Source organism: Pseudomonas marginalis, assembly GCF_001645105.1.
In the GTDB taxonomy this organism is placed as follows: domain Bacteria; phylum Pseudomonadota; class Gammaproteobacteria; order Pseudomonadales; family Pseudomonadaceae; genus Aquipseudomonas; species Aquipseudomonas petroselini.
Genome location: NZ_LKEG01000022.1, coordinates 95,278 through 107,449 on the forward strand (window position 1 = coordinate 95,278; position 12,172 = coordinate 107,449).

The window sequence follows — 12,172 nt, forward strand, 5'->3', positions numbered from 1 at the left end:
AGCAGGACGCCATTCGACAGGTCCGGATCCGTGGCCGCGAGTGGTTAGGTTTTGAAACATGTTGAAACAACCACCGCATAATAAGGCGTTCTGCGTGGGATAGGCGTTTTAAATAGTGCGAAATTGTGAAGGTCTTACACGGTTTTTAACCCCTCGATGCGTTGATTGGATTGGATTTTGTAAACGGAAGATTTACGACTATCGTGACGCTTCGGTTTTTCGGACGTCATAGACCGGTACGATTGAAGTTGAGTGGCCACCACTGGCCTTCGACACCTTGGAAGAGGCAGAAATTTTATGATCATCAAACCGCGGGTTCGTGGCTTTATCTGTGTGACCGCTCACCCTGTTGGCTGTGAAGCGAACGTCAAGGAACAGATCGACTACGTGACTCAACACGGCGTCATCGAAGGTGGCCCGAAAAAGGTGCTGGTCCTCGGTGCTTCCACCGGTTACGGCCTGGCCGCGCGCATCAGTGCCGCGTTTGGCTGCGGTGCCGACACCCTGGGCGTGTTTTTTGAGAAAGAAGGCGAAGAAGGCAAGTTGAGCTCCGCCGGCTGGTACAACAGCGCTGCGTTCGAGAAGTTTGCCGTCGAAAAAGGCCTGTACGCCAAGAGCATCAACGGCGACGCGTTCTCCGACGAGATCAAGCGCCTGACCATCGAAACCATCAAGAAAGACCTGGGCAAGATCGACCTGGTCGTCTACAGCCTGGCCGCGCCACGCCGTACCGACCCACAAGGCGTGGTGCACACCTCCACCCTCAAGCCCATCGGCAAGGCCGTGACCCTGCGCGGTATCAACACCGACAAAGGCGTTGTGGTCGACACCACCCTTGAACCGGCTACCCAGGAAGAAATCGACGGCACCGTGAAAGTCATGGGTGGCGAAGACTGGCAGCTGTGGATCGACGCCCTGCGTGACGCCGACGTCCTCGCCGAAGGCGCCAAGACCACCGCGTTCACCTACCTCGGTGAAAAGCTGACCCAGGACATCTACTGGAACGGCTCCATCGGCGAAGCCAAGAAAGACCTCGACAAGAAAGTCCTGACCCTGCGCGACAACCTCGCTGCACTCAAGGGCGACGCCCGTGTGTCGGTGCTCAAGGCGGTGGTCACCCAGGCCAGCTCGGCCATCCCGATTATGCCGCTGTACCTGTCGCTGCTGTTCAAAGTGATGAAAGAGCAGGGCACCCACGAAGGTTGCATCGAGCAGGTCTACGGCCTGTTCAAGGACAGCCTGTACGGCAGCGAGCCTAAACTCGACGCCGACGGCCGCCTGCGTGCCGACCTGGCCGAGCTGGAACCGAAAGTCCAGGACGCCGTGGCGGCGCTGTGGAACCAGGTCACCGACGACAACGTCAACGAGATCAGTGATTTCGCTGGTTACAAGGCGGAGTTCCTGCGTTTGTTCGGCTTTGAAATCGACGGCGTGGACTACGACGCTGACGTGAATCCTACCGTGAAGATCAACGGTCTGATCTCGGCATAAATGCGGGCCCGACAGCAGCCTCGATAACCCTGTTACCAGGCTGCTGTTTTTGTGTGCGCCAGGCGTTCAACCTTGACGCAAGGCTGACGCCAGCCGCTCTTGTGCATGGGTAAAGCCGGTGCGCTTGATACTGACCACTTCGCTCTCCCAGAGCGGATTCAGCGGCACGTGATAACCACTGTCTTTGGCTGTTCTGATCAGTTCCGCCATTTCTTTGCTGTCGTTGATGATGCAGATTTCGTCGAAACGCCCCAATTGGGTGGGCAAGAAGAAAGTCGCCGGATAGTTGGCGCTCACATCTGTTACGTAGCTGCCGGAGTCTGCATTGTGGTGTACCACCCGCTCTTCACTGGGGGGAGTCACCAGCCGGTCATTGATCAGTCTGATCATTTGCTCTATTCGCGGTGTGGCATTGCCCAGATCGGGATTTTCCTTTTGATAGAAATGTTCGGCGCTTTCATAGTCTGCGCGTAACGCTTCCGGCACCAGGAAAGCCTTGGGGTCTGGTTGTTGCTGTCTGTAGTGATCGACACGTGTGGTGAAAACACTGTGTGCAATATCGGGTACTGGAAGCCTGTCCTGGGGGCCCAGGTCGCTGATGTGGGGCGCCACCATGTGCAGGTCATAGTCGGCCGTAATTGCGTCTTTTCCTACGTGTTTCGCCAGGACATCAACCGGCTTGCCCTGATGGCTAATGAAATAACTGTCTTCTAAAGGCGATGTGCGTCTACCTTCGAAGGCGTACAGATGCTGACTTGGCCCTTGGGCAGTGAAACTCAGTGTGCCGCCGTGCTCTTTCGTTGCCAGCTCATTGATCAGGCCGAGTTTCATCAATTCGTCGAGACGGCTGCGCGGGACCTTCAGGGGGGTCGCAACTGCATGCCCGTCGCGGATGCACGCCTGGATTTGCTTATTCGCGTTGGTCACTTTTTCGGGGGCATCGTCCTTGAACTTTTCAAGCTTGCTGAACACCTGGTCAGTACAGATCAGCCCGGCTTGCGGTCCCCAGTTGGCGCTTTTTCCCTTGATATGAAAGTCCTTGGTGGGATGGCCCGCTTCGATCAGCCCGGTTGCGACGTTTTCTACTGGGCGTATGCCGATGATGGAGTTGGTCTGCGCCGCGACTTTCTGTAACGGAAGAAGGTGGCTCGAGACTATTCCTGTGTTTTCTCTTGCGCGCTCAAATGCGGCGATTACCGGGTCATTCGTTTCTTGGGTGGCGTCGTTCGGTTGATCAGCTGAGGAGCGCTGTAACGTGTTCAAGCTGAGCGCGGAAGGTGAAATAGCGGGGGTGAGTAAGTTTGTCATTGAATGTCTCCAAGGCATGGTTTACCGATACGTCGGATGATTTCGTCCTGACTGAAGCATTCCTTCGGTTACGCAGGAAACACTAGAGAAGTCTCTGTTTGCCTGGGAGGGAAATGTATGACTGGTTGTATGAGACAAAGTTGGAGAAAGAACGCTCAAGGTCGAATACGCGGGGGAGGTTAGGTTTGTTGTGTGCACATCGGAAATTTATCAGAACAGTCCTACGCGCATTGACTCGTGGCGATGTCACCGATGTAGCGATTGCCACACGGTTTCTAGCGCGCCCATTTCTCCATGGCGAAATCCACAAAGGCGCGTAGCTTGGGCAGGCGATAACGGTCCTGGCCGTAGAGCAGGTGCATGGGGCGGCTGGGCAGTTTATAGGTGGTCAGCAAGGCCACCAACTTGCCGCTCTCCAGGTCCGGTTGCACCAGGGCATCGGCCAGCATGATGATGCCCATGCCGTTTACGGCCGCCTGGCGCAAGCCTTGCGAGCTGTTGATGGTCAATGAGCCGGACACCGGAACCTCCAGCTCGCCTCCATCACCGGTCATGCGCCACAGTTTTTCGGTATCGCGCCAGTTGTCATTCGCCGGGTAGGCGAACGCCAGGCAGTCGTGCTGCTGCAGTTCTGCTGGGCTCGAAGGCGTGCCGCGTCGCGCCAGGTAGGCTGGCGACGCGCAGAGGGTGAGGGTGTAGTCCTGCATGGGCCTGGCGATCAGGCTGGAGGTTTCCAGTTCGCCAAGACGGATGGCCACGTCGAAGCCGCTGTCGACCAAGTCCATCCGCTCATTGCTTAGCACCACATACAGGTTGATCTGCGGGTAGCGCCGGGAAAATTCGCTCAAGGCCGGTGTAAGGCGTTCGGTGCCGAACACGGGGGGCGCAGTGATCCGCAGGGTGCCTTTGGGGATGTCGCTGTGGGCTTGCTCGGCAAGCTGCTCGGAGTCGGCCACCAGCCCCAGCACCTCAAGGCAGCGCTGGTAATACTGCCCGCCAAATTCCGTAAGGCTTTGCTTGCGCGTCGTGCGCTTGAGCAGGCTGACGCCCAATCGTTGCTCCAAGGCGCGCAGGTGGTTGCCGACCATGGTCGTGGACATGCCGCAGGCTTGGGCTGCCGCCGTCATGCTGCCGGCCTCGACCACTTTCACGTACACCGACATTGCCTGGAACAGGTCCATTATCAAGCCCTGATTTAAAGTCATTGCAGGAATGCGCAGTTTATCCAGCTCAGGTGGTTAACGATACTGCTCCCATCACTACGATGCACTGGAGCCCGCACCATGACTGCCGCCTGCCTGATGACCACGTATCAACCCTTGGCCCTGAGTTTTACCCGTGGCCTGGGCACGCGCCTGTGGGACCAGCAAGGTCGCGAATACCTGGATGCGGTGGCCGGCGTGGCGGTGACCAATGTCGGTCATTCGCATCCCAGGCTGGTGACGGCGATCAGCGAGCAGGCGGGTTTGCTGTTGCACACCTCCAACCTCTACAGCATCGATTGGCAACAACGGCTGGCCCAGCGCCTGGCCCAGCTGTCCGGCCTGGACCGCGCTTTCTTCAACAATTCCGGTGCCGAAGCCAACGAAACAGCGCTGAAACTGGCGCGGCTGCATGGCTGGAAAAAGGGCATCGAAGCACCGCTGGTCGTTGTGATGGAAAACGCCTTTCATGGCCGCACACTGGGCACGATGGCCGCGAGCGATGGGCCATCGGTGCGCTTGGGCTTCCAACGTTTGCCGGGGGATTTTCTCAAGGTGGGCTTTGGTGATATCGCCGCGATAGAAGCCATCACACAAGCATTTGGCACGCGTATCGCGGCGGTGCTGTTGGAGCCGATCCAAGGCGAAAGTGGCGTACTGCCGGCGCCGCCGGGCTATCTGCAAGCCGTGCGTGATCACTGCACGCGCCACGGTTGGCTGATGATGCTCGACGAAATCCAGACCGGCATCGGCCGCACCGGCGCCTGGTTTGCCTTCCAGCATGAAGGCATCGTCCCGGACGTGATGACCCTGGCCAAAGGCCTCGGCAACGGTGTACCGATCGGCGCCTGCCTGGCCCGCGCCGCCGTGGCTCAGTTGTTTACACCAGGCAGCCACGGCAGCACCTTCGGCGGCAACCCGTTGGCGTGTCGGGTCGGGTGCACCGTGCTGGACATCATCGAAGAGCAAGGCTTGCTGCAGAACGCGGCGCAGCAGGGTGAGCGCTTGCTGGCGCGGTTGCGGGTGGAGTTGAGTGAGCACCCGCAGGTGCTGGCGATTCGGGGGCAGGGATTGATGATCAGTATCGAGCTGGCGAACCCCTATCGTGACCTGGCCCAGCGTGCCGCACAGGAGCACGGTTTGCTGATCAACGTGACGCGGGGCAAGGTCATTCGCCTGCTGCCACCGCTGACCCTGGATGCCAAGGAAGTCGAGATGATCGTGCGCGCCATCACCCGTCTGCTGGATTGAAATGACGTCCACCCTGTGGGAGCGGGCAAGCCCGCTCCCACAGGGGATCTCCATGATTGTCAGGGACCGTTTCCGTTCAACCACTCCTGGTTCATCGTCTCGGTATCCCCCAAATACTCCAACAACCACGCCATGGCCGGCGACAGCTTGCTCTGCGCCCAGGCCACACACGACGGGCTGGCCGGAAACGGCCGGCTCAGCTGCAGCGCCACCAGTTCACCGAGTTCGATCCACCGCAACACCTGATGCGCCGGTGCCATGCCGACACACAGGCCGTCGCGCAGGCAATCGATGGCCGAGGACCAATTGGGCACCACCAGCCGCCGCTGGTTATCCAGGGTCCAGGTGTCGCGCTTGGGCAGGTTGCGCGAGGTGTCGGTCATGCACAGTGACGCGAAAGGGCGCAGTTGATCGTCACTCAGCAACCCGTCGATGCTCGCCAGTGGGTGCCGCGCGCTGACCACGCACAGCCAGTTCAACAAGCCCATATCGCGAAAGGTAAAGTGACTGGCCACCGGCACCGCGCTGGTGGCGCCGATCACAATATCGGTGCGCTCGTCTGCCAGGGCATCCCATACACCGTTGTACACCTCGTACTCCAGCAGCAATTCCACCTCGGGAAACTGTCGATAGAAATCCAGCACCAGTTGCCGACAACGCTGAGGTTTGACGATGGAGTCCACCGCGACTTTTAACTGGCCACTCCAGCCATTCGCCACTTGCTGGCACAAACGCCGTGTGCCGAGCATTTTTTTCATCACGCCACGGGCTTCGTCGATAAACAGCCGACCTGCGGGCGTCAGCTCTACGTCGCGGTGCCGGCGCACAAACAACGGCACCGCCAACCATTCCTCCAGCTGACGCACGGTATAGCTGATAGCGGACGGCACACGGTGCAATTCCTGGGCGGCGGCGCTGAAGCTGCCATGGCGCGCCACGGCGTCGACCACGTCCAGGGAGTATTCGGACCACATGGCAAGTGCCTTCAAAAATATTGATAAGAGTGTCCAATTATTATCGCTTCACACACGCACTGTCAGCTTCATAATGGGCGCCAGTCAGCAAATAGTTTGATGGCAGGTTAAGCAAGGCTTCAATGAAAAATTCTTTTGGTTTCACCTGGTACCTGGCGGGGCTGAGCATGCTCGGTTACCTGGCCATGGACATGTACTTACCGGCGTTCGGCGCCATGGGCGAGCACCTGCACATTGGCGCGGGCGCGGTAGGTGCCAGCTTGAGTATTTTCCTCGCCGGCTTTGCGCTGGGCCAGCTGGTGTGGGGGCCGTTGTCCGACCGCCTGGGGCGCAAACCGGTGCTGCTCGCCGGCCTGAGCCTGTTTGTGCTGGGCTGCGCGGGGATGTTCTGGGTCGAGACGGCGCCGCAACTGCTGGCGCTGCGCTTTATGCAGGCGATTGGCGTGTGTGCCGCAGCCGTGAGCTGGCAGGCGCTGGTCATCGACCGCTACCCGGCCGACAAGGCGCACCGTGTGTTCGCCAGCATCATGCCTCTGATGTCATTGTCGCCAGCGCTGGCGCCGTTGCTGGGTGCGATGGTACTGAACCACTTCGGTTGGCAGGCGATCTTCGGTGTATTGCTGGGCGTGTCGCTGCTGTTACTGCTGCCGACGTTGTTCCTGCGTACCCCGCCGAAACCTCGGGCGCAGGAGGGTGCACCTTCGCGCTTGGGGTATGGCCAGTTGTTCACCTCGCGCGTGTTTACCGGCAACGTCATGATCTTCGCCGCGTGCTCTGCCAGCTTTTTCGCGTGGTTGACGGCGTCCCCCTTCATCCTCGGTGGCATGGGCTACAGCCCGAATGACATTGGCCTGAGCTACGTGCTGCCGACCTTGGCCTTTCTGGTCGGTGGCTACAGTTGCCGCAGCGCGCTGCAGCACGTTCAGGGCAAGACGCTGCTGCCGTGGTTGCTGCTGGCGTACTGCATCAGCATGGTGGCGTTATACCTGGTCGCCACGTTGACGGTACCGACCCTCACCACCTTGCTGATACCGTTCTGCCTGATGGCGCTGTGCAACGGTGCGAGTTACCCCATCGTGGTGGCGAATGCGCTGATGCCCTTTGCGGAAAATTCCGGCAAGGCGGCAGCCCTGCAAAACACCCTGCAACTGGGGCTGTGCTTTCTCGCGAGCCTGATAGTGTCGTCGATGATCGATGAGCCGCTGCTGATTACGGTGATCGTGATGTTGGCGACCGCGCCGTTGGCGGTGTTGGGTTACTGGCTGGCGCGGCCGAAGGCGAAACAGTCGGAACTGGCCAGCGCAATACGCTGAAAAATGGGGGAGGGGGCTTGCTCCCGATGGCGGAGTCTCAGTACTAGATGTGCTGGCTGACCCATTGCTATCGGGAGCAAGCCCCCTCCCACAGTTTGATTGGGTATCTTCAGTTAGAACGTGATTTCCATGTTCACCGTCGGCGTTGAGGTGCGGCTACCCCGGCCGCCATCCACGCCGAACTTGTTATGCCAGTACTCGTAACCCACCCCCAGGTACAGGTTCGACTTGACGCTTTTGCCCGGTCGCACCGCCACCATCAGCGCGGTGCGCATCAGGGCTTCCGGCGCGGTGTCGCGGCCGTGGTAGTCCTCGCCTTTTTCGCCGACGTAATTGATAAAACCCTGGAATTTTGCCGCGTGGTTGGCGATTTCGAACGGGCGCATCCACGTCAGGTTGAGCAAGTAGGTGTCGTCGAAGGTGTGGTTCGACTCTTTTGCACCGGGGATGCCGGTGTGGTTCCTTTCCTTGTAGTACATCAGGCTCAGGTCCAGCACGCCGACGGTGTTGAACTTCAAGGTCGGGCCGATCACCAGCGCGCGCTTATTGGCTGAGGCGAAGTTGTTGTTGCGGTTGGCATCGAAGCCCAGGGTCAGCGCGTAATCCTTGATCAGCCCGGTGCCCAGCGGCCTATCGAACATCCGCGACGCATACAACTGGTGGCGATACACCGCGTACACCTCACTCCCACCATGATCGGTGCCCTTGCGCGGGTCGCGGCTGTCGGACAGGAACACATCAAGGTTGAGGAAATTGCTGCCGTACCGGTAGCCGCTGGCGTGGGTAAAGCTGTAGATGCGCTTGCTGAACGCGTCGGGGTTATTCGGGTTGGTGAACTGCTGGCCGTAGCGAAATCCTATGCTGTTGTTCATCCATTCCAGCGCGACGGCCTCCCCACCGCCGAGGAGCGTGAGTGCAACGGTGGCGCCCTGTAATGCCTTTTTCATTGTTCTAGGTCCTTTGGCGTTCTGGCTCATCTCGGCCGGATTGTTTTTGTAACGCCGATGGAGGGTATCTTGTTCGATTGATTGTATACAACTCTATGGACATCCAGTCTGAACATTGCATACAGTGGCCGCACAACAAAAACAGAGAACCCCTCACCATGACTATCCCGAAGGCGTCACCGCAGCGGCCAGAAGATGAGAATCTCGGCGTCGCCGCCAACATGGCTTACGGCCTGCAACATGTGCTCACCATGTACGGCGGTATCGTCGCGGTACCGTTGATCGTCGGCCAGGCAGCCGGGTTGTCGCCGGCAGACATCGGCTTGCTGATTGCTGCGTCATTGTTTGCCGGTGGCTTGGCCACGCTATTGCAGACCTTGGGGCTGCCGTTTTTCGGCTGTCAGTTGCCGCTGGTGCAGGGCGTCTCGTTTGCCGGTGTGGCAACCATGGTGGCGATTGTCGGCAGCGATGGCGCTGGCGGGGTGCCGGCGATTCTCGGGGCGGTGATGGCCGCGTCGTTTATCGGGCTACTGATTACCCCGGTGTTTTCGCGGATCACCAAGTTTTTCCCGCCGCTGGTGACGGGTATTGTGATCACCACTATCGGCCTGACCCTGATGCCCGTTGCGGCGCGCTGGGCCATGGGCGGCAACAGCCGCGCCGCGGATTTCGGCAGCATGTCAAATATCGGCCTGGCGGCATTGACCCTGGTGCTGGTGTTGCTGCTGAGCAAGATCGGCAGCGCGACCATTTCGCGCTTGTCGATCCTGCTGGCGATGGTGATCGGCACCGTGATTGCAGTGTTCCTCGGCATGGCCGATTTTTCCGGCGTGACCCAGGGGCCGATGTTCGGTTTCCCCACGCCATTCCATTTCGGCATGCCCACCTTCCATGTCGCCGCGATCATTTCCATGTGCATCGTGGTGATGGTGACCCTGGTCGAGACCTCGGCGGACATCCTGGCCGTGGGTGAAATCATCGACACCAAGGTCGATTCCAAACGCCTCGGCAATGGCCTGCGCGCCGACATGCTGTCGAGTATGTTTGCGCCGATCTTCGGGTCCTTCACCCAGAGTGCCTTCGCCCAGAACGTCGGCCTGGTCGCGGTTACCGGGGTCAAGAGCCGCTTTGTGGTGGCCACGGGCGGGCTGTTCCTGGTGGTCCTCGGCCTGCTGCCCTTTATGGGGCGTGTGATCGCGGCGGTGCCCACCTCGGTGCTGGGCGGGGCGGGGATTGTGCTGTTCGGCACTGTGGCAGCCAGCGGTATCCGCACCTTGTCCAAGGTCGATTACCGCAACAACATGAACTTGATCATCGTGGCGACATCCATCGGTTTTGGCATGATCCCGATTGCTGCGCCGAGCTTCTACGATCACTTCCCGAGTTGGTTTGCGACCATCTTTCACTCGGGGATCAGCTCCTCGGCGATCATGGCGATCCTGCTGAACCTGGCGTTCAACCATTTCACCGTGGGTAATTCGGACCAGCAATCGGTGTTTGTGGCGGGGACTGAGCGCAGTTTGTGCTTCCGTGATGTGTCGGAACTGCGTGATGGGGATTACTTCAAAGGCGGCAAGCTGTTTGATGCCGAGGGCAGGGAGATCCCGTTGGTGGCGGAGGTGTCGAGGAAGGTCACCAAGCCCGAGGCTAGCGAGGCCTGAATGTGGGAGGGGGCTTGCCCCCGATTACGGTGTGTCAGCTGAGTGATTGGCTCCTGACACACCGCTATCGGGGGCAAGCCCCCTCCCACAATTGGAATGCATCCAGCTTGAGCATTCAGCCCGCCTTGAGCACGTTGTGCGGTACTGAACACACCTCATCCAGAAACTTCACCACCGTCCCCATGCACGCCTGGCGTTCTTCCACATGCGGCATGTGGCTGGAGTCTTCAAACAGCGCCCAACGCACATCTGCGATTTCATCCAGGAACGGTTTGACCACCAACGGCGTCGCTTCGTCGTGCCGGCCGGAAATCACCAGCGTCGGCACGTTGATGGCCGACAGGCGGCCAATGGATTTCCAGTCCTTCAAGCTCCCGATCACATGGAATTCGGTCGGGCCGCTCATGGCGTGGTACACCGTCGGGTCCGCATCGACCTGGGCGAAAGTGCGTGCTACTTCTTCCGGCCACGGGTTGACCCGGCACACGTGATGGTCATAAAACACCCGCGACGCCGCGAGGTATTCCGGGTCCTGATAGGTGCCGGCGGCTTCATGCTTGAGCAGGGTTTCATGCACACCTTCCGGCAACAATTTGCGCAGGCGGTTGGCTTCGCTGACCCAGGTGCGCATGCACGTCGGCGAGTTGGCCGGGATGAAGGCGCGCAGGCCCTTGGGTTGCAAAATCGCATGTTCACTGCCGAGCATGCCACCCCAGGACTGGCCGAGGATCGCGTAGTTATCGCTGATCTGCAGGTGGTCCAGCAGGTTATTCAGTTCTTCGAGGAACAGGCCCACGGTCCAGAAAGACGGGTCTTTGTCAGGCAGATGGGTGGAGCGGCCGTTGCCCAACTGGTCGTAGTGGATCACGGCGTGGCCGCTGGCGGCGACGTCCTTGAAGGCATCTACATAGTCATGCGTGCATCCGGGGCCGCCGTGGATAACCACCAAGGGGGTGCGGCCGCTGGAGAGGTCACCGGTGACGCGGTACCAGGTTTGATAGGCGCCAAACGCCGCATAGCCTTCGCGGATCTTTTCGATGAATTCCATTTCGTGCCCTGCTCTGAAAAAAGGATCAGGGACACGATAAGGCGTCACGGAAATTTAAGTAACTAGCAAAACAGCTAGGTTTTGCCGGACGGTCAGTCCTCCAGCAGGCGGTAATGAGTGGCGCGAACCACCGCCTGTACGCGGTTCTTGGCCCCCAGCTTGTGCATCGCCGAGGCCAGGTGCAGGGTGACCACCGCCAATGAGCGGCTCAGTTGCGTGGCTATTTCAGCGGCGGTCAGGCCGTCGGCGGCCCATTTGAGGCACTCGCGTTCGCGTTTGGTCAGGTGAATATGCGGGTAAGTGCGCAGTTCCTTGCTGAACAGCGGGTAGGCCGCTTCCTGCAAGGCGTGGGAAATCAGGCTGAAATCCGACAAGGTCTGCTGCGCATCCTGCAGCACACTGTGGGCCTTGCCGGTGCGCAAGCCGGTCAGCGAGGCGAAGCCGCCGCGTGGCAGGTGGATCGGCACGCTGACGCCGCAGGTCAACTGCTGGTCATGCAGGTAGGTCGACACCGGGGCGTGGCAGGGATCGATGATCTTTTGCAGGGGGGTGTCGACCTTGACATCGTAGGACCACACGAAGGGCGACACCGTACTCAGGGCCAGATGTTGCACCGGATCGATCTGGTAGAAGCCCTTGCTGCACCATAATGCGTGCCAGTCGGGCGGGGTATTGCGCAGTTCCAGCACCGAAGGGGTGATCAAGGCGCCATCCTGGTCGATCGGCACCGGGGTGTAGTCATACACCAGTGCATCGAAACCCAACTGCTGGGCGAGGATAAACGTGTTGTCCATCTGCTCGTCCAGGCTCCTGCCCGGCATCAGACGGTGATTTAAGGCAGTAAGCTTGGCCAGCATCCGTTCTGCTCCCGAATTCATTTGAATCTCGACTTGCTGCAAGTAGAATGCCACGCCCCGGCGAAGGACTGCCAGGCCAAACCTATAAGAAATGCTAGGTTATGGACGCGCGGCATCCTC

10 protein-coding genes are annotated in these 12,172 nt (G+C 59.6%); 4 read left to right on the forward strand and 6 right to left on the reverse strand.

The features are described 5' to 3' along the window. The first annotated feature begins 297 nt into the window (after positions 1–297). A complete protein-coding gene (fabV, locus tag AO064_RS02930) occupies positions 298–1,491 on the forward strand; it encodes an enoyl-ACP reductase FabV (RefSeq protein ID WP_012722908.1) in 1,194 nt (397 codons plus the stop codon). Between the two features lie 66 nt (positions 1,492–1,557). On the opposite strand, the gene AO064_RS02935 is transcribed toward fabV, so the two are convergent. Both AO064_RS02935 and AO064_RS02940 read right to left on the reverse strand, forming a co-directional pair. Next, a complete protein-coding gene (locus AO064_RS02935; protein WP_244159462.1) occupies positions 1,558–2,799 on the reverse strand; it encodes a CyaA/EF/ExoY family adenylyl cyclase toxin in 1,242 nt (413 codons plus the stop codon). Between the two features lie 275 nt (positions 2,800–3,074). Beyond that, complete coding sequence (locus AO064_RS02940) at positions 3,075–3,980, reverse strand: LysR family transcriptional regulator (RefSeq protein ID WP_012722910.1); 906 nt, start codon at positions 3,978–3,980, stop codon at positions 3,075–3,077. 102 nt (positions 3,981–4,082) lie between these two features. Between AO064_RS02940 and AO064_RS02945 the strand changes: the two genes are divergently transcribed. Continuing rightward, positions 4,083–5,252 carry an aspartate aminotransferase family protein gene (locus AO064_RS02945; protein WP_064052324.1) on the forward strand — a complete coding sequence of 390 codons (1,170 nt, stop codon included), beginning with the start codon at positions 4,083–4,085 and terminating at the stop codon, positions 5,250–5,252. A gap of 59 nt (positions 5,253–5,311) precedes the next feature. Here the strand turns inward: AO064_RS02945 and punR are convergent, their stop codons facing one another. Next, positions 5,312–6,226 carry a DNA-binding transcriptional activator PunR gene (gene punR, locus AO064_RS02950; RefSeq protein WP_064052325.1) on the reverse strand — a complete coding sequence of 305 codons (915 nt, stop codon included), beginning with the start codon at positions 6,224–6,226 and terminating at the stop codon, positions 5,312–5,314. 122 nt (positions 6,227–6,348) lie between these two features. Here punR and punC point away from each other — a divergent pair, with 122 nt between their 5' ends. Beyond that, positions 6,349–7,539 carry a purine nucleoside transporter PunC gene (gene punC / locus AO064_RS02955; RefSeq protein ID WP_064052326.1) on the forward strand — a complete coding sequence of 397 codons (1,191 nt, stop codon included), beginning with the start codon at positions 6,349–6,351 and terminating at the stop codon, positions 7,537–7,539. A gap of 113 nt (positions 7,540–7,652) precedes the next feature. Here punC and AO064_RS02960 read toward each other — a convergent pair whose 3' ends face one another. Continuing rightward, positions 7,653–8,486, reverse strand: a complete 834-nt coding sequence (locus AO064_RS02960; RefSeq protein WP_064052327.1) for a hypothetical protein — start codon at positions 8,484–8,486, stop codon at positions 7,653–7,655. Positions 8,487–8,644: 158 nt separating this feature from the next. Between AO064_RS02960 and AO064_RS02965 the strand changes: the two genes are divergently transcribed. Further along, positions 8,645–10,147 (forward strand): nucleobase:cation symporter-2 family protein, encoded by a 1,503-nt coding sequence (locus AO064_RS02965; RefSeq protein ID WP_012722915.1) that lies wholly within the window; start codon positions 8,645–8,647, stop codon positions 10,145–10,147. A gap of 115 nt (positions 10,148–10,262) precedes the next feature. Here AO064_RS02965 and AO064_RS02970 read toward each other — a convergent pair whose 3' ends face one another. Next, a complete protein-coding gene (locus tag AO064_RS02970; protein ID WP_012722916.1) occupies positions 10,263–11,195 on the reverse strand; it encodes a proline iminopeptidase-family hydrolase in 933 nt (310 codons plus the stop codon). A gap of 92 nt (positions 11,196–11,287) precedes the next feature. Next, positions 11,288–12,052, reverse strand: a complete 765-nt coding sequence (locus AO064_RS02975; protein WP_012722917.1) for a LuxR family transcriptional regulator — start codon at positions 12,050–12,052, stop codon at positions 11,288–11,290. Positions 12,053–12,172: the final 120 nt, after the last annotated feature.